Source organism: Amycolatopsis sp. VC5-11 (genome assembly GCF_037034185.1).
GTDB classification, from domain to species: domain Bacteria; phylum Actinomycetota; class Actinomycetes; order Mycobacteriales; family Pseudonocardiaceae; genus Amycolatopsis; species Amycolatopsis nivea.
On the sequence record NZ_JBAGKF010000014.1, the window covers coordinates 1 to 16,645 of the forward strand.

Annotated in this window: 17 protein-coding genes; 11 read left to right on the top strand and 6 right to left on the bottom strand. The window is 68.5% G+C overall.

Features of this window, described 5'->3' with window-relative positions; all coding sequences use genetic code 11:
- Both rlmN and WA670_RS32040 read left to right on the top strand, forming a co-directional pair.
- The coding region (gene rlmN, locus WA670_RS32035) for a 23S rRNA (adenine(2503)-C(2))-methyltransferase RlmN (protein WP_336159861.1) at positions 1-637 on the top strand (637 nt) is incomplete at its 5' end.
- A gap of 30 nt (positions 638-667) precedes the next feature.
- Positions 668-943 (top strand): hypothetical protein, encoded by a 276-nt coding sequence (locus WA670_RS32040; RefSeq protein WP_312872254.1) that lies wholly within the window; start codon positions 668-670, stop codon positions 941-943.
- 151 nt (positions 944-1,094) lie between these two features.
- On the opposite strand, the gene WA670_RS32045 is transcribed toward WA670_RS32040, so the two are convergent.
- From WA670_RS32045 to WA670_RS32055, 3 genes are all read right to left on the bottom strand, one after another.
- On the bottom strand, positions 1,095-1,811 hold the full coding sequence (locus WA670_RS32045) for a hypothetical protein (RefSeq protein ID WP_336159862.1): 717 nt from the start codon (positions 1,809-1,811) through the stop codon (positions 1,095-1,097).
- Between the two features lie 348 nt (positions 1,812-2,159).
- Positions 2,160-3,275, bottom strand: a complete 1,116-nt coding sequence (locus tag WA670_RS32050) for an aminotransferase class I/II-fold pyridoxal phosphate-dependent enzyme (protein ID WP_336160152.1) — start codon at positions 3,273-3,275, stop codon at positions 2,160-2,162.
- A gap of 14 nt (positions 3,276-3,289) precedes the next feature.
- Complete coding sequence (locus WA670_RS32055; RefSeq protein ID WP_336159864.1) at positions 3,290-4,114, bottom strand: alpha/beta fold hydrolase; 825 nt, start codon at positions 4,112-4,114, stop codon at positions 3,290-3,292.
- Positions 4,115-4,851: 737 nt separating this feature from the next.
- Here WA670_RS32055 and WA670_RS32060 point away from each other — a divergent pair.
- The 9 genes from WA670_RS32060 to WA670_RS32100 all read left to right on the top strand — a co-directional run bounded on the left by WA670_RS32060 (position 4,852) and on the right by WA670_RS32100 (position 14,092).
- Positions 4,852-5,568 carry a hypothetical protein gene (locus WA670_RS32060; protein ID WP_336159865.1) on the top strand — a complete coding sequence of 239 codons (717 nt, stop codon included), beginning with the start codon at positions 4,852-4,854 and terminating at the stop codon, positions 5,566-5,568.
- A 394-nt stretch (positions 5,569-5,962) separates the two neighbouring features.
- Positions 5,963-6,244, top strand: coding sequence for a hypothetical protein (locus tag WA670_RS32065; RefSeq protein ID WP_336159866.1), 282 nt, complete (start codon positions 5,963-5,965; stop codon positions 6,242-6,244).
- 366 nt (positions 6,245-6,610) lie between these two features.
- Positions 6,611-8,506 (top strand): S53 family peptidase, encoded by a 1,896-nt coding sequence (locus tag WA670_RS32070; RefSeq protein WP_336159868.1) that lies wholly within the window; start codon positions 6,611-6,613, stop codon positions 8,504-8,506.
- Positions 8,507-8,615: 109 nt separating this feature from the next.
- Positions 8,616-9,560, top strand: a complete 945-nt coding sequence (locus tag WA670_RS32075; RefSeq protein WP_336159869.1) for a L,D-transpeptidase family protein — start codon at positions 8,616-8,618, stop codon at positions 9,558-9,560.
- 56 nt (positions 9,561-9,616) lie between these two features.
- Positions 9,617-10,414, top strand: a complete 798-nt coding sequence (locus tag WA670_RS32080) for a hypothetical protein (RefSeq protein WP_336159870.1) — start codon at positions 9,617-9,619, stop codon at positions 10,412-10,414.
- A 490-nt stretch (positions 10,415-10,904) separates the two neighbouring features.
- Positions 10,905-12,047: an alpha/beta hydrolase gene (locus WA670_RS32085; protein WP_336159871.1), complete on the top strand. Its 1,143-nt coding sequence runs from the start codon at positions 10,905-10,907 to the stop codon at positions 12,045-12,047.
- 53 nt (positions 12,048-12,100) lie between these two features.
- A complete protein-coding gene (locus WA670_RS32090; RefSeq protein WP_336159872.1) occupies positions 12,101-12,304 on the top strand; it encodes a hypothetical protein in 204 nt (67 codons plus the stop codon).
- A complete protein-coding gene (locus WA670_RS32095; protein ID WP_336159873.1) occupies positions 12,301-13,143 on the top strand; it encodes a hypothetical protein in 843 nt (280 codons plus the stop codon). Before WA670_RS32090 ends, WA670_RS32095 begins: the two co-directional genes overlap by 4 nt.
- Positions 13,144-13,210: 67 nt before the next feature.
- Positions 13,211-14,092: a hypothetical protein gene (locus WA670_RS32100; protein ID WP_336159874.1), complete on the top strand. Its 882-nt coding sequence runs from the start codon at positions 13,211-13,213 to the stop codon at positions 14,090-14,092.
- Positions 14,093-14,189: 97 nt separating this feature from the next.
- Here the strand turns inward: WA670_RS32100 and WA670_RS32105 are convergent, their stop codons facing one another.
- From WA670_RS32105 to WA670_RS32115, 3 genes are all read right to left on the bottom strand, one after another.
- Positions 14,190-14,549, bottom strand: a complete 360-nt coding sequence (locus WA670_RS32105; RefSeq protein WP_336159875.1) for a histone-like nucleoid-structuring protein Lsr2 — start codon at positions 14,547-14,549, stop codon at positions 14,190-14,192.
- A 112-nt stretch (positions 14,550-14,661) separates the two neighbouring features.
- Positions 14,662-15,900: an MAB_1171c family putative transporter gene (locus WA670_RS32110; protein ID WP_336159877.1), complete on the bottom strand. Its 1,239-nt coding sequence runs from the start codon at positions 15,898-15,900 to the stop codon at positions 14,662-14,664.
- The gene (locus WA670_RS32115) at positions 15,897-16,520 is read right to left on the bottom strand and encodes a hypothetical protein (RefSeq protein WP_336159879.1); all 624 of its coding nucleotides are present in this window, start codon (positions 16,518-16,520) and stop codon (positions 15,897-15,899) included. Before WA670_RS32115 ends, WA670_RS32110 begins: the two co-directional genes overlap by 4 nt.
- Positions 16,521-16,645 lie beyond the last annotated feature (125 nt).

The window sequence follows — 16,645 nt, forward strand, 5'->3', positions numbered from 1 at the left end:
AGCCGCGGTCATGCGAGACGGCTCGATGCCCGGCGGCCCGGGGCGGCTGTCGAACATCGTCTTCATGGGCATGGGCGAACCATTAGCGAACCTTGTCCGAGTTGTGAAGGCTGTCCGGCGGATCACAGACCCTGCACCGGGCGGTCTGGGGATCGGTCAGCGATCGGTGACGGTCTCTACCGTTGGGCTGGCGCCCGCGATTCGGAAACTGGCGGACGAGAAAATGCAGGTCCGGCTCGCAGTGTCGTTGCACACGCCTGACGACGAGCTGCGCGACACCCTCGTGCCCGTGAATAACCGCTGGTCGATCGACGAAGTACTCTCCGCCGCTCGCTATTACGCCGACACCTCCGGACGCCGAGTTTCGATCGAGTACGCCCTGATTCGAGATGTCAATGACCAGCCGTGGCGGGCGGAGTTGCTGGCGAAGCGGTTGCGGAAGCATTTGGGCCAGTTGGTGCACGTGAATGTGATTCCGTTGAACCCGACGCCGGGTTCGAAGTGGGATGCGTCGCCGAAGCCGGTGGAGCGCGAGTTCGTGCGCTTGGTGAACGCTGGCGGCGTGGCGTGCACCGTGCGGGACACGCGTGGTCAGGACATTGCGGCGGCGTGTGGCCAGTTGGCTGCTGAAGGCTGAGTTGTTCGTTTCGATGATGGAGTGTCTGTCGTGATGTATGCCCCCAGCCTGCTGGAACCGGCTGCGGAGGAGCTGCGGCTCGCGGATGTGGTGGGTCGTGGCGCGACCGAGGTGGCGCGTGAGGCGCGGACTCTGTTGGGTGAGCGGTTCAGTTCGGTGACGTTCATGTACGTGCTGATGCGGGCGTTCGAGGTGGACTACACGGCGGCGCGGGATGCGTCGCGGTGGCATGAGTTCCATGGTGGTCCGCGGGCGTTGTCGGATGCTGATCTGGAGAAGCTGCTGGCGCCCTGGCTTGCCCGCTGATGGTCGTGCACGTGCAGCGACGCTGTTAGGTCGAGCGACAGGGCTGTCGGGAACTGGCAGCTCTCCCTTCCTTTTGCGTGCGCTAGCTGACACGGTTCGTTCGCCTCTTGCAGTTTGTTTGCGTGTGAAGTATCAATGCGAAGCTGTCCAGCTATCGATGTTGGATAGGAACTATTTCAACCTTATGGCCTGGTCCGCTAATTCCGAAAGCTGACTTCCTTTCCTTGTCTGGTCGTACTTTGTGTAGCTGTTTAACTTCGCCTAAAGTGCCGACTTCTACGCCTTCAATGGAGTAACGCTCGCGTCCTCCTTTTGTGTACCTGGCTCGTCCAATGTGACCTGTCGCGCCTGATATTATGGATAGACCTAGCGCTTTGGCGATGGTCAGGGCGTAATTTCCGGGAATATCGGCGTACGGCGAATCTAGCAGAATGTTGTCTGCTAGATGCCAGCCGTTCCCCAGGTTGGTGACAGTAGGCGCAAGTGGAGTGTTGAGGATTGATCGTGCGGTTTGCAATGAGTGGGAACGCACGTCGATCTTAAGGCGACGACTGGCCACGAGAAGGGTGCCATTGTGGATCTTGCACATTGGAGAAATGAAATCCTCGGCCAGAATTGATTCGTACTTTCCGTCAGGTTTATTGATGTCTGACGGTGTTTTGCGAAGCTCGTCTTCGAAAACTGCTCCGGTTTGAACGATGACATCTGGACGTGAAGCTGAAACGTGTTGTATAACGAAATCAATGGCGTTGCGCGAGTGGTTCGGGATGTGCAGTGACGGGATTACGAAGATGCGACTTTTTGGACAGCCTCGAGGGCTCCAAGTGGCGATTTCTCGTGGATTCGAAATGTTCGGAAGTCGAGTCAAAGTTCCCTCCTCGGTGTTGCTGTATTTTTGTGGGAGGGGGCTTGCGGTCAGCGTTTGTACTGACTTCTTGACAGGGGTGGTAGGTGCGAAGTATGCAGTATTTAGGGTTGGCTTCCCGCGGCGCGCGTAGGCGGCGTTCAAATAGGTGTATGGGTGTAATTTCGTCTTTTGGTAATATGTTCGAAGTTTGCTAACGAGCCAACCATGCTGGCCTGGTTGGCCTGGTGCTGTGTTCGCGTCGGTATCGATTTCGACGGGAATTGCGGGTAGAGAGCTTATAGGTTCTTTCGAATGGAACGAGGCGAAGGTTGGGCTGCGGGCTGAAGACTTCTCCGGACGACGCCGGGCCTACCAGCGATGTTGTCTCATCCAGTCTCGCGCGGCGGCCAGGAAGAGGTCGTCGTCCGGTTCGCAGCCGATGGTGACGCGCACGCCGAGCCCTGGGTAGGTCAGCACTGTGCAGCCGAATTCCAGGCAGCGTGCGGCGAAGCTGTCCGACCGCCGGGCGAGGGGCAGCCATACGTGGTTGGCGACCGATCGCGGCATCCGGAAGCCGAGTTCTTCGAGGTGTCCGGTGACCCGGTCGCGTTCGCGGCCGAGGCGTTTGCACCGCAGCTGGATCCGGCCCGACGCGTGGAACGATGCCAGGGCCCCGGCCTGAGCTGTGGCGGAGACCTCGAACGGTAAAGCCGCGGCCGCTACCGCTCGTGCGATCTGCGCGGGGGCGACGAGGTATCCGACCCGTTGCGCCGCGAGCGCGTGCGCTTTCGAGAAGGTGCGGGTGACGACCAGGTTCGCGTGGCTGGCGGCCCAGTGGTCGCGTGCCATCGCGATGGTCTCGTCGGCGATCCCGGCGTAGTCGATGTACGCCTCGTCGAGGAGGACGGTCACGGTCGGGGGCACAGCCGCGAGGAACCGCCGCAGTGCTGCCGGGTCGTGCACGGTGCCGGTCGGGTTGTGGGGGTTGCTGATGACGACCATGCGCGTCGTATCGGGCCGGATCGCCTCGGCCGTGGCGTCCAAGTCGACCGCCCAATCGCGGTCGAGGGGGACGGTGCGGTGGGCGATGCCTGCCTGCTGTGCCAGTTGGGGCAGTGCGTGGAACCCCGGCTCCGGCAACAGCACCTCGGGCGCGACACCCGTGCGGGCAAGCTCGAAGAGCCGTCGGATCAATGTGGACGATCCCGGCCCGATGACAATTTCGTCCTCGTGTGCGGAGAGCTGCATCGCAATGGCCTCGATGAGCGTTCTGCACGTGGGATCTGGATATCGGTGAGCGGCTGCGAGCGTGTCGGCCATGGCCTGCTGAGCATCTCGCAAGGGGGGAAGGTGTGACTCGTTCGCGGACAGCCGTATCGCGCCTCCGTCTCCCGGGGTTGCGACGGAAAGTGCAAGACCCTGGGCATCCGCGCTCGTGCTGTTGCCCCGACGGGACTGCGTTGGGCGGCTGGGCGTGTCTGTCATTGGCGCGGTCCTTGTCACGCTGCGGCCGCGGAGGCCGGACGCGGCGGCTCGGTGAGAAAGCGGTCGATTCGGCCGGCGATGTCGGGTGCGGCCGCGGCGGAAACGAAGTGCCGTTGTCCTGGGAGCAACTGGGTTCGCACGTCGGGAATCGCCTCGGCGAGCGCGGCTGACGCGGTGCCTGCTGGATGTGCCGGGCTCAGCTCGCCCAGGAGAAGCAGTACGGGCACGGTGATCCGGGCGGCGTCGGCGGCGGTCCACAACAGGTGGTCGACCTGGCGAAGCTCGGGCACGAGCGCCGGGACGAGCGACTGCAGGGAGGAGAGCGCGACCATCCTGTCTGCCCGGTGTTGTGGCATCGGGATGACGTGGTCAAGGTAGAGCCGTATCGCCCTTTCAAGGTCCCGGTTGTCGATCGCGTCGAGAATCTCGGGCGTGAGCCGGTCGAATAACCGGCCGGTGACGGGAAGCAGCGGCTCGTAGAGGATCGCACGGGAGGCGGGTAGGTCCGGCTGCGCGATGAGGGCTTGCAGCACCGCCACCGCTCCGGTGCCGTGGCCGAGGACGGCGGGCCTGCCGCCGAGACTGGCGACGGCGTGGGCGACGGTGTCGGCGAGCGTGTCGGTCGTGCGGATCTCGTGGTCGTGCGGATCGGATCGGCCGAGCAGCCATACCCGGTGATGGACAAGGGCTTCGGCGACGGGCAGCCAGCTTGACGAAGGATCAACGGAGTCGGGCACTACGAGAAGGTTCGAGCCGCCGCCGACGAGTTGGAGTCGCGAGGCGTGGACGGGCACGGGCTCGGGTGGGAACGAGAGGAACGGTTCGATCGGATCAGGCATGAGTAGTACTCCTTCGCTGCAACAGGTTCTGACCCGTGTCCGTGGAACCGGACACCGGTGAGGACCGTGCAGCGGTGCCTGCACGGGCGAGGGGAAAGCGTCGGAACGCTGCGAGGCGGCGACACTCGCGAACGTGGTGCCGGGAAGGCTGAACCTCAGCGCATTTCGGAGAGCGCGACGGTCGTCGCCGGCCAGGTCCCCCAAGAACTGGCGTGACTCCACTTTTGCCTGAGACGGCCTCATGCGTCAAGAACGGAGAGGCGCAGTCTGATGCCGCCATGTCTGGCCAGATGACGGCCCGTCGGAGGACCTGAGCGAGCCGGGCGAGCCCTGGGCGGCAGTGCTGAGGCGCTGCCGCCGGCCTGGAACCTGCCTGATGCAAAGCGCGGTACAAAGCTGGTTTAGTCCACTGCGGCAACTCAGTTGATCGCGGTGTGTAGCTGTTCGCTAGGCTGAACGGCGCAAAATCTGACTTTGCGTGACTTTTCTTGGTGACTCTCGGTGTGATCCGTGCTTGACTGCGAGAGCCGGGAACGGAGGCGTACCGATCCACAGTAGACGGGGCGTCGTCGCAACATTGCGGGCGATCGCGGGCCTGGCATCGAAAGCACGGCGGCGGAGACCTTTCGCGGGGGAAGGTCTCCGCCGGGCGCCTCGGGGCGCAGCGGCGAGAGTTGCCGCCCGGGTGGTCTCGCCGGCTGGCGACAGCGCGGCGGTCGACGGAGGGGGGATTTCTGGTGAGCGACGGCAACGTCGAGCCGGACGAGGAAGATCCGGGCGGTGCGCGCGTCGTCTTCTTGACGGAACCGGGCGCATGCGCCGGACGCCTTGAACCGGCGCAGGTCTTGGTTCCGCAGTGGCTGGCCGATCAGATCGATTTCCATGCGTGGCCCTCGGTTCCCACGCCGGGGCATCTGCCCGGCCGTGCTCGCACGGTGTGCGAGCACGTCGACTGGGAGCTGGTGCACGCCGAGGCGCCGGAGCTGTTCGAGCGGCGGAAACAGGTTGGCGCGCCTGAGCTTTCGGCGTTGTGGGAGGCCAAGGCGGAGCTCGCGGAGACGGGGACGCCGCTGGCGTTCGACGTGCAGCTCGAAGAAGTGGGCGGGGAACTCGCGCTCGCGGTCTACGGGGCCGGTGTGATCGGTCGGCTCGATGACGACCAGTGGCGCATCGTGGCTCCGCTGCTGGCGACCTGCTGCAGCTCGATCCACGAGCCGCGCTCGGACGTCGAATTGTTTGGCAGCCTGCTGCGTCCTGCGCGCCCGCCGGCGGTGTCGGGGAAGCGGGCGATCGGCGGCTCGATCCGGCCGCAGCACTGGCAGATCGGGGACTGGGTGCACACGTGGTTCGGGTACGAGATCCACGGCGACCTCCGGCCCGGATGCGTGTGCACGGCTCACACTGTCGCTGCCGCGGGCGCGCAGTTCGGGCCGAATCTCCGCGCCACGGCGTGAACATCGCCGCGCAAACGCTGCGCGAGCGCTGAACTTCTGCCATGCCGCTCGTGTGCGGCTGAGCAATGAGGACCGATAGGCGGCGGATGCCGCCGACGAAGCCCTGGGGATCACGAACAGGTCGCAGTGGCGCGCGCGAGGTGGGCTTCCCCAGCGCCTTGTTGTGGCGCGCTGCGGCCTAGCCGGTCCCGCCGCGGGGCCTCCGGGTGGGCCGATAGGCCCGCAGCGGCGGGACCGGTGCCTCGAACACTTGACGGGGGAACAAATGCCGAATCATCAAAGCCCGACGAGGATGAAATTCCTTGCTCTGGCGGGGGTTCTGGCCGCAGGGGCGGCCCTGGCGGGATGTGCTCCGCAATCCGGTGATCCGCCGCGACCGAGCGCGGCCACGACGGTGCCGTTGCCGGACCCGCAGAAACGCGGCCCGGACGTCACCGTCGAAGGCACGGTGCGCTGGACCGGGCAGCATCCCGGCTGCGTCACCCTGTTGCTGCCCGGCGGCCAGACGTTCCAGCTGACCGGCGATCCGGTCAGCGACGAACTTCGCAAAGTGCAAGCGGGCGCGTCGCCCGAATCGCAGCGGATGCGTCTGACGGGATTCGTTCCGCCGGTGGAACCGGGAGTGTGCAGTCAATACGCATTCAAGGTCGAATCAATGTCGAGAGTGGCGCAATGATCTGAAAAACGACGCTCGACAGGGGGCCGATGCCGCATGGCATGGGTCCCCTTGGTGCGAGCAAAAAAAAGCAGAGAAAATAGCAAAAAAACAGGGATAGAAAGTGTTGACTCCGGCGGATTCGCTCGGGCAAGGTTCATAGCGGCCAACGGCTTCCGCCGCAGGCCGCAAGGTCGGCAGGGGGACGCCGACTGCCACCGGAAAGTCAATACGCGACGTCGTTTCTTTAAACGTGCCGGTTCTTCGCTCCGGGTGTGACGATGTTGCCGAGAGTTCTCTTCCGGTGTTCGCGTGCAGTGATACCGATTGAAATCGGGGGCTAATTTCATGGCAATACGACCATCTCCGTCCCGTGTCGCGGGTGTGGTGGCCGGAGTCGCGGTGCTCGCGGGCATCGCGGTTCCGGCGGCGGCGCAACCAGGCCAGGGCGACCGCGTGGTCGTCGACGGCAGCGCGCCGAGCTGGGCGAGCCCGTCCGCGAAAGTGGGAACGGTGCCCGCCGGCGAACGGCGGCACATCCAGGTGGCGCTCGGCCTGCGCGATGAGCGCGGAGCCGAAGCCCTGGCGAAATCGCTGTCGACGCCGGGATCGGGCAACTACCGGAAGTTCCTGTCGAGCAGGGAGTTCACCGACCGCTTCGGGCCAGATCAGTCCACTGTAGACCGGATCCGCGATTGGCTGACGCGGTCCGGGCTGAGGGTCGAGGGCGTCGCCGCGAACCGGCATTTCATCAACGCGGTCGGCACCACCGGGCAGTTGGAGAGCGCGTTCGGCGTGACGCTCGCGAAGTACCGGCACCGGACCGGCGACGGGCGGACGCTGACCCTGGCGGCGCCGCAGTCGGCGCTGTCGGTCCCGCGCGCAGTCCGCGGACAGATCACCGCGGTGCTGGGTCTCGACGACTCGGCGCAGACCGCCACCCCCGCGCACACGTTCCGGCCCGTCCCGAACGCGACTGCGCCCGGTGCCGGGGCGGCCGGAAATTCGACGTCGTGCGCTCGGTACTGGGCCGAGGCAAACGACCAATCGGTGCCGCAGAAGTACGCGTCAGGGATGCAGTCCAACGCGAACTGCGGGTACAACGCCGCGCAGATGCGCGGCATCTACGGACTGACGGATGCCCGCACCGGCGCCGGCCGGACCATCGCGATCGTCGGCGCCTACGCGTCCAAGACGGTCGTGGCGGACGCCAACCGGGCCGCGGGCGAGCTCGGCGGGAAGCCGCTGGCAGCAGGCCAGTACAGCGAGGTGCTTCCGCCGTCCTATCAGGACCAGGACACCTGTGCGCCGGAATCGTGGAACGGCGAGCAAGCGCTCGACGTGCAGGCGAGCCACATGATGGCCCCCGGCGCCGGGCTGCGGTACTACGCGGCCTCGACCTGCAAAGATCTCTTCACGCCGTTGAACCAGGCCGTGTCCGACGACAAGGCCGCGGTGATCAGCAACTCCTGGCTCATCCCGGGCGAGTCGGCCGTTCCGCGCACGACGATCGACCAGATGAACCAGATCGCGTTGCAGGCCGCGATCCAGGGCGTCTCGTTGCTGTTCGCGTCCGGCGACTCCGGGGACAACTCCGGTCCCAACGGGCATCCGGAGGCCAGTTTCCCGGCTTCGCATCCGCTGGTGACCGCGGTCGGCGGCACCTCGGTGGGCGTGGGCGCGGACAACAAGCCGGTGTTCACCACGGGCTGGGAGAACAGCGGGAACACTCTCTCCGGCGGGAAATGGGTGCCCCAGTCCGACGCGGACGGTCCGTTCGCCGGCGGCGCGGGAGGCGGGACGTCGCGGTTGTTCGACGCGCCCGACTACCAGTCCGGCGTCGTACCCGCCGCCATGTCCCACGGCAAGCGCAGCATTCCCGACATCAGCGCGGCTGCCGACGCCGAAACGGGCATCGCCATCGGGTACTCGACCTCCAACGGGTTCGTGACGGGTGCGTCCGGCGGAACCTCGGAAGCGTCGCCGGTCTTCGCCGGACTGCTCGCCGACGCCATGCAGGCCCGCGACACCGACCGGTTCGGTTTCCTGAACAATGCCATCTACTCCGATCACACCGGCATCGACGACGTCCTCCCGGTGCAAGCAGGCGTGTCGACCCAGATCATGCCGTCCTACGGGCACGTCAGCACGCCGCCGGGACGCGGCAAGTACCTGGTCGACCTGGGCTCCGCGCCGCAGACCCTGAAGACCAGCAAGGGCTACGACCAGGTCACCGGCGAGGGAACGCCGAACCGCGAGTTCGTCACGAACTTCGGCAAGTAACAGACGCGGAGCGGCCCCGAGCCGCCGGGACGCGTCGCGCGAAAGCCTGCGCGGTGCAGGGCCGGCTCCGTTTCCGCACCCGCCAGAGAAGAAAGGAGGAGAGCACCGGATGGCGACCAGCGAGCAGCACGTCAACGAATCCGGCGCGGCGGCCGCCGGGGAGTCCGCGCCCGACACCGTCGGGCCTCCGCGGAAAACACGGCTGTCGCGCACGGGCATGGTGCCTCCCGCCGTGCTGCTCGCCGTGATCGCCGCGGCGGTGGGTGTGGCGGCGGTGTCCGCCACACCCACCCCGTCGCCCGCCGCCGTCGCGCAGACGGCAGCACCGCAGGACGGGCAACCCGACGAAGAGATCGTCGCGCCGCAGCCGGTCACTCCGCACGACCTCGCCGCACTGCCGCAGGCGACCACCGACGGCACCGTGCCGGAGGCGCCGCCGGACCGCCACCGGGACGCGGCGCCGTCCGGGAAGCTCGTGCACCCTTCGGCCGCAGTGGCGGTGTACGCGTCCCCGGGCGGAGCGCCGATCGCGGCGCTGCCGCCGACCGAATTCGGCTCCGATACCTGGGTTCCCGTCATCGCGGAACAACCCGGCTGGGTCCAGGTCTTGCTGCCGGTCAGGCCGAACGGCGCGAGCGGCTGGATCTATTCGGACGATCCCGCCGTCACGCTCGCCCGCACGCCGTTCCGGATCGTCGTCGACCGCGGCGCGTTCACGCTCTCCCTGGTGCGGGACGGGCGCCAGGTAGGGCAGTGGAGGGTCGGCGTCGGGAAAGCCGCGTCGCCCACTCCGGCGGGCCGGACGTTCGTCCTGGCCTACGTGCGGCCCGATCACCCGACCTACTCGTCGCTGATCCTGCCGCTGGGATCGCACTCGGACACGTACCTCAGCTACGGCGGAGCCAGCGGCACCACCGGAATCCACGCCTGGACCTACACCGATTCGGTGCTGGGCACGCAAAGCAGCGACGGATGCATCCGCGTCCCGCAACAGGCGCTGGACGCTCTCGTCGACTTCAAGGTCCCGGTCGGCACGCCCGTGCTGATCAAGTGACAGACAACTTCGGCCCACCCGGACAGTCCAGGGCCACCAACCACAAGGGGGAATCCGTGGTCCACACAGGAAAACGACGCCAGAGCATCGCGGCCGCCGCAGCACTGGCCGCCGTCGCCGGCGGCGGCGTCACCGCCGTGCTCGCCCTGAACGGCGACCCGGCGATCGCCGCGAACCAGACGCCCGCCGCAACGGGCGGCACGTCGAGCGCCTACGGCGTCGCGGGATCCAGCACCGACAATTTCGGTCCCACGCCGACGGTCAGCTCCGCCGCAGAGGTCCGCACCGCGTCCGGCAGTTACACCTCGAAGCTCGGGATCGTCGCATCCGGGATGACCGTCAAAGCCGGCAACGGATTCGCCGAAGCCACCGTCGCCTCGGTCCGCATCGGCAACGTCACCGTCGGCCCGGTCAGCATGACCTGCCGCGACGGCAAGATTTCCTACACCGGAAGCGGACCGGCGCACCCGGCGCGCAACCTCTCCGTCTCGTACCACAACGGCGCAGGCGCGACCATCGTGATCTCCGGAGCCGGTACCAACAATGCAGGTTCCGAGGGCGGTCCCGCGCTCGCGCCGAAGCAACCCGAGACCATCACCGTCGCCGTGGCGAAGTGCGAAAAAGGCACCACGCCGCCGACCAGCGCTCCGCCGACCGGGAAGCCGACCGGCCGCCCGACCGGGAAGCCGACGGCCCCGCCGACCGACCAGCCGACGGGACAGCCGCCCGAATCCCGCGACCACGAGCAGCCCGGACCGCACCCGGGCCGCCACCAGCCCCATTCCACCAAGCCCGAGCAGCCGGCACCTGCGCCCAAGATCGTCGGTGGCCGTCGTCCGATCGTCACCGGCTGAGGCGCGCCCGCTGCTCGCCCTGCGCGGCCCGCTCGTTTGTGACCCTCCCCGGTGGAGCGGGCCGCGCCCTCTTTTCCATCGCTCGGCGCCCACCGCCGAGCGCCGCCCGGGCGCCACGCCGCCGACCCCGACTCGGCGCGATCCGGCACCCGCCCGCGGCCCGTCCTCTGCCACTCCACGCAGAGGACGGGCCGCGCCGACCCCGACCCCGCCGCCGTCCCGCCCGCCGAAGCCCCCCGGCGGACACGGAGCGGCCGGCCCGACCGGCCGAATCACCACACGCGACAGCGAGGACTCGGCACCCGATTCCGGAACTCCGGACAGCGCAACGCCGCCACCCGCGGCGCAACAGTCCACATAGGACTGCCGTGAGCCGGTCCTGTCCGATCAGAGGGGGAAGACCATGAAATCCGCAGTCAGAATCAGGCCTCGCCGATATCGCTATCGGGCGGCCGTCGATCCGGTGAGGCCGTCGGTGTTCCCAGTGTGCGTGACGTTCGCCGCGGTGCTCGCCGCGGTGGCGGCGCTGGCGTTCGTGCCGCCCGGGGCTTTCGCGGGCCCGGGGCGGTCGGGGTGCCGGGAGGTGAACGTCGAGATCCGCTCCGGCGTGCTGTCCGGGACCATGCACGGCACGCTCTGCTACCCCGGAGAGCGCGAGGACGCCCCGCTGCAGGTCCTCGTCGCGGGCGGCACCTACAACAGCAGCTACTGGTCGGACCTGGGCACGCATGCCGGCACACGCGGCCGGTCCTACGTCGCGACAGCGCTCGCGCGCGGGTACGCGACCCTGGCATTGGACCGCATCGGCACCGGGGGCTCGTCCCACCCGGCCAGCGCACTGGTCACCGGGTCGCTGCAGACCGACGCGGTGCACCAGGTGATCGCCCGGGCGCGCGCGGGCTCGCTGGACGGCCGCCGATACCGGCAGGTCGTCCTGGTGGGCCATTCGCTGGGCAGCATGATCGCCGTAATGGTCGCGGGCCTGCACCCGCGCGACGTCGACGCGCTCGCGTTGACCGGCTACAGCCATCGGATCGACCCCGCGCAGGTGGCCGCGTCGCTCGCGGCGATGCACCCGGCGGCCGACGAAGGACGCCGTCTGGACCCGGGGTATCTGACGACGAAACCGGGAACCCGCCCAGCGCTTTTCCACGCCGCGGCCGACTCCGACCCGGCGATCACCGCTGCGGAGGAATCCGCCAAGGACGTCGGAGCGTCCGCCGAACTCGCAGACGCCGCCTCGATCGGCACCGCCGCGGCGACCTCCCGCGCCATCACCGCCCCGGTCCTGGAGCTCAACGGCGGGCGAGACAGCTGGGCCTGCGCGGCCGTGGACTGCAGCAGCGCCGACGCTTTCCGCGCCGCCGAGCAGCCCAACTACACCCGGCCCTTGACTGCCTGCCTGTTGCCCGACGCCGGCCATGCCGTGACCCTCGCCGCCGACCGCGACCGCGCGAACCGCGCGATCGCCCGATGGCTGGACACCGTCCTGCACCGCAGCAGGCCCGGCACCGACTGGTCCCGCCTGTCCGCACACGTCGCCGAGACGGTCGGAAGCCTTCTCCGCAACGGCGTTCACGGCCTGTCCCGCCTGTCCTCCAGCTTCGCCGCGCACGTGCAGCTGTGCCCCTGACCAGACCCGTCCCGCACAGGACGACAACGCACACCCTTCGGAAAGAGGAGATCATGCCGGGACGCCACCGCGCACCGACTGCCGCACGCCGGACTCTCCGCGCGACTCGGGAGGCGGTGACCGCCCGTCTCGACGGCGCGGGCGCGGTCGCCGCACACGCGCTCGAGATTCTTCTGCCGCGCACCCCAGGAGCCCTCGCGAGATCGGTCGCCGGCGGGTTCCTGCCCGGCGCGATCCACCCGGAGGCCCGGCGATGATCCGCCGCAACAGCAACGCGGCCAAGGCGCACGCACCCCGCAAGGCCCGCGCCGCCGCAGCGGACCAGCAGACGCCGCGCGACGACGCGGCGCGGACGGACCTGCAGCCCACGCTCGACCTGCTCGGCGAGGCCGCCTACTCCCCGCCGGTCGTCCTGCTCTACCGGCCAGGCAGCGAGGACCGGGCGATCGTGATCGAGCGAGTGCCGTTCCGAGTCCACCGACCGGGCTACCGGCTTCCCGAGACCGAGACGAGCGTCGCCGAACTGGCGAGCGCCGCAGGTCTCGCGGCAGCCGATCTGGCCCGCAGGCTGGTGGAGCTGGAGTCGGCACACCTGCTGGTGTGGCTGCCCGCGTACCAGCTCTACGTGCTCAACGACGCGGGATTCGGCGAGGTCGAGCACGCCCGCGAGTTCAGTTCGCTGCTGTGGAAGATCGGCCACGTGCCCCAGCCCGACCGCCCGTCGGACGCGTGGCGGGCCACGCTGATCGTCGGGCGCGCCGAGCTGGAAGTCTGCCGCGAGGACATCGGCGACGAACTGTGGGTCGTCGACCTCGCCGGACGGCCGACGACGGTCGACGCCGACGCCGCGATGGCCGAGCACGGCTTCCACCGCACGCAGAAATGGGTCGGCCGCACCGACACCGAGCGCGGCGCGATCCACACGACCACGGTCGCCGTGCCCGGTATCGGCCGGGCGGCCGCGCGAGGCCTGTACGAGCCCGGAAAAACCGTCGTGACCCCGCCGTGGGACGCAGCCTGGCACGAACTGGCCGCGGTGCGCGGGCTGACGAGCGTCGAGCCGTCGAGCACCCCGCCCCCGAAAGGCCTGTGGTGACAGTGGATTGCACGTGCCCGCGACACCGGGAAGACAACGACAAGGGTCGTTGCGAAAGAGGAGCCCAGTGATCGTCTTCGCCTTCGTAGTCCTAGGGTTCCTGGCCGGATTCCACGTCGTCCGCACCCTGGGCGCCGGCAAGGCCAGGACTCGCTCGCAGGAACTCGGCCTGCTGGGCCTGCTCGCGGCCGGGGCCGCGCTCGGCTGGCTGGCCTGGATCGACAGCCGGTCCGAGGGCGCCTTCACGTTCGTCAGCTCGGTGTTCGACGACCTGCACCAGGTCATGGGAGCCGTCGGCGACGTCGTCGCGGCGGCGATGCTGATCGTCACCGTCGTCGCGGTAGCTCTCGGAATCCTCGCCGTGGCCGCCTCGGCGGTCGCGATCGCCGCTGTCGCCTGTGCCATGGCGGCCGCGTTCTGGCAGGCCTTGGCCGACGCCGAAACGAGCGGCCGCCCGCCGTGGTTCTCCGAACTGTACGGCTCCCGCAACGCAGTCGTCAGCCCGCCTGCCTGGGAAGCAGGAGTGCTGCGCTACGGCCGCGCGGCCGCGTCGGCGCTGGGCCGGCAGGCCATCGGCCCGGTCAGGCTGCGCGTGTGCGGACCGCACCCGGCACACCTGCACATCGTCTACGACCACCTCGTCTGCGTACGGGTGCAGGCGGACTGGGACGTCTACGAGGGCTGGAGCGTCCGCGTCGGCAGGGAACGTCACCGATTCGGCCCGGCACTCCTGCCCGCGCCTGCGGAGATCAGCCGCTGGGTGTGGAGGGTCGCGAGCGCGTACGCCGCCCGGCCCGGTCTCTCCCGGCCCCGGGAATGGCACGCTGCCGGCGAGGCCGAAGCGATCAGGCAGGCCGTGGAACGGGCGTTGGCGCGGCGCAAACGGCCGGAGATCCCGGAACAGCCGGGCAGTGCTGACGACGCGGAAGGAACCGACGATTCCGCGTAGCCCCTGCTAAATCAAGAAACGCCGAGAAGAAAGGGTGCGATGCGGGCCAGGGCCGCATCGCACCCCTTTATTGCTGCCGAACTTAATGCGGGAACGCTCAGCGGCGTTTGTGGTACGCCTGCACGACGTGGTCGGCGATCCGGCCGCGGTCGGCCACGTCGTAACCGTTCTTGTGCGCCCAGGCTCGGATGGCTTGGTTCTGCTCGCGGTCCACGGCGGCCCGGGGCTTGGCTGCGGCCGCGACCGCCCGCGTCGTCGACGCGCGCCGGGTCTGCTTCCGGCCGTGTGTGCGACGGGCGTGTTCGATGTACTGGGCCAGCGCGTCGCGCAGATCGTCGGCGTTGGCCTGGCTGAGATCGATTTCGTATTGTGCGCCGTCGAGACCGAAATCGACCGTCTCGTCCGCGTCCGATCCGTCGATATCGTCGACAAGGCTGACGACGTGCTTCTGAACCATTTACTGCTCCCGTTGGGTTTCTGTCGATTCAGTGACCATCACAGAATAGACAGAAATGCGGTCGATGTCGCGCAATTACGGGAGTGAATTCGCTGTGTTGCGTTCCGTGTGCTTATGCTGCCTGAACGTCGTGGTCGAACAATGTGCCGATCTGTTTCGCGGTCTCGATTGCGAGCGGGTCGTTCATGACGGTCTGGACGTCGAGCCACCACGAGGCGTTGTCGTCGAGGGCGTCGAAATCCGCGGGGCGGTCGGCGACCGGCGTCGCCGGCACTGCGACGGCCTGCTGCACGGCGTCGAGCCCGGCGAGGATCAGCGCAGCCTCGACCACGCGACCGCCGGGGCCGACCCCGGCCCCGCGAACAGCGTGTTCGGCGATGTCGCGGCTGTCGGCGGGGAGACGGCGCAGCAGGTAGGCGCGGAAGTCCCACAGTTCGACCAGCAGCCGGTACAGCTGTTTGTCGGTGCGGCCGAAGCAGAGCATGCCCGACCATTGCGGCCGGTGCGGGGTGTAGGCGATGGAGGGCATCGCCGCGTGGAACCGGGTCCAGAGCGGGTGCAGCGCGAAGGTCGCGCGCCAGCGGCGCAGACCGGTGCGCGCGGCGGCCCAGGCGGCCTGGATGGCCGAGGCTGTCAGCCCGGCCATGACGAACGTTCCGGACAACGGCATCAGGATGTTGTCGGCGAGCCCGGCGTTCCAGCCGGGCTCGCGATGGACCAGGAACAGGCCCTGGGTGACCAGGACGTGCGCCGCGTACAGCCCGGTGAGCCCGGCGCCGACTGCGGCGACGCGCAGCCCCCTCCGCAGGTGCGGGAGATGGCCCGCCCGTGCGCCCCAGCGGAGGAAAGACCGGATGGCGACCACGGCGGCGTAGAACAGGTAGCCGCCGAAGCACAGGAACGCGACGCTGCTCGCGGGAGCTCCCGCGGCCAGTTGGTCGGTCCGTCCGAACGCGCCGAAACCGAACGCGGGGTCGGCGGGCACGGTGCTGAACGACACCGCCATGCCCGCGAGCAGGCCCGCCACGACAGCGGCCTGTGCGACGACGCGGCGGCGCGCCCTGGCGGGGTCGGTTTCCGCCGACAGCAAGACGAAGGCCCGGCATCCCAACGCGGCGACCAGGAACGACCCGTACTGCAGCGGCCAGGCGAGAGGGAACCCGGCGGCGCGGTCAAGCGGGTCGTGGACGAACGGGAGCTGCGCCGCCAGACCGGCGTTGAGCGCGACGCAGCACGCCACCAGCGCGTTCCTGGCTCCGTTCCGGCCAGCCCCGGGGAACTGTCGGCGCATCGGCAGGAACAGGAAGATCGCGAGCGCCGCGGCGGCGACCGATCCGACCGCCAGGGTCACAGCGTCCGGTCAGCCGGGAGGCCGAGTCCGTAGTCCATCGCTCCGGCGACGCGGCGCAGGACGGTGTCGTCCTGAGCGCCCGTCCGCGCGGCGGTCGGCCGCCGTGCGGGATCGCTCCACTTCGTCCCCAGCTCCGCCGCCAGCAGTTCAGCTTCCAGTTCGTGCACGGGGTCGGTGTCGATCTCGGCTGCGGCGACCCCGTTGGTCCGGCAGAGGCCCGCCTGCACCGTGGAGCGCAGCGCCGCAGGCGAGGCGGCGGGGATCACTTGCTTCATCATGATCACCATCAGGTCGGTCAAGCGGCCGTTGCTGCGGTGGTCCAGCAGGATGTGCCCCAGTTCGTGGAGGATGGCGTTCCGTACCGCGAGTCTCGGCCAGGCGTCGTCGAAGAAAACGTAGTCGGTTTCCCGGCCCGCGAGCCATACCCCGGAGAACGGGGGCTGGTCGATGTCGAGGGTGCTCATCGGAATCAGGCGAATGGCCCGCCCGCGGTGCGCGGCCAAGGTGGCGCACACGGTCTCGACGGTGACCGGGTCCGGCATCGACACCGACGAGAAGAGAGCTTTCGCAACCGCAGTCGCGCGTTTGCGCGCCTGCCGTTGCTCATGGCGGCCGAGCATCGTGGATGGGTCCCCCTCGACTTCGTGAGTCGTCGTTCAACCCCAGCCGGCGGTAGCTGGCGGCTGTTCCCCCAGTACAGCACCGCAGGGACAGTTTCTGGCCGGTATTTGTCCAGACCAGCATG

What these genes read in the sequence shown, in the direction of transcription:
- WA670_RS32050 (WP_336160152.1), bottom strand. Translation starts at nt 3,275, where the DNA reads ATGACAGACACGCCCAGCCGCCCAACGCAGTCCCGTCGGGGCAACAGC.
- WA670_RS32055 (WP_336159864.1), bottom strand. Translation starts at nt 4,114, where the DNA reads ATGCCTGATCCGATCGAACCGTTCCTCTCGTTCCCACCCGAGCCCGTG.
- WA670_RS32075 (WP_336159869.1), top strand. Translation starts at nt 8,616, where the DNA reads ATGGCGACCAGCGAGCAGCACGTCAACGAATCCGGCGCGGCGGCCGCC.
- WA670_RS32090 (WP_336159872.1), top strand. Translation starts at nt 12,101, where the DNA reads ATGCCGGGACGCCACCGCGCACCGACTGCCGCACGCCGGACTCTCCGC.
- WA670_RS32095 (WP_336159873.1), top strand. Translation starts at nt 12,301, where the DNA reads ATGATCCGCCGCAACAGCAACGCGGCCAAGGCGCACGCACCCCGCAAG.
- WA670_RS32105 (WP_336159875.1), bottom strand. Translation starts at nt 14,549, where the DNA reads ATGGTTCAGAAGCACGTCGTCAGCCTTGTCGACGATATCGACGGATCG.
- WA670_RS32115 (WP_336159879.1), bottom strand. Translation starts at nt 16,520, where the DNA reads ATGCTCGGCCGCCATGAGCAACGGCAGGCGCGCAAACGCGCGACTGCG.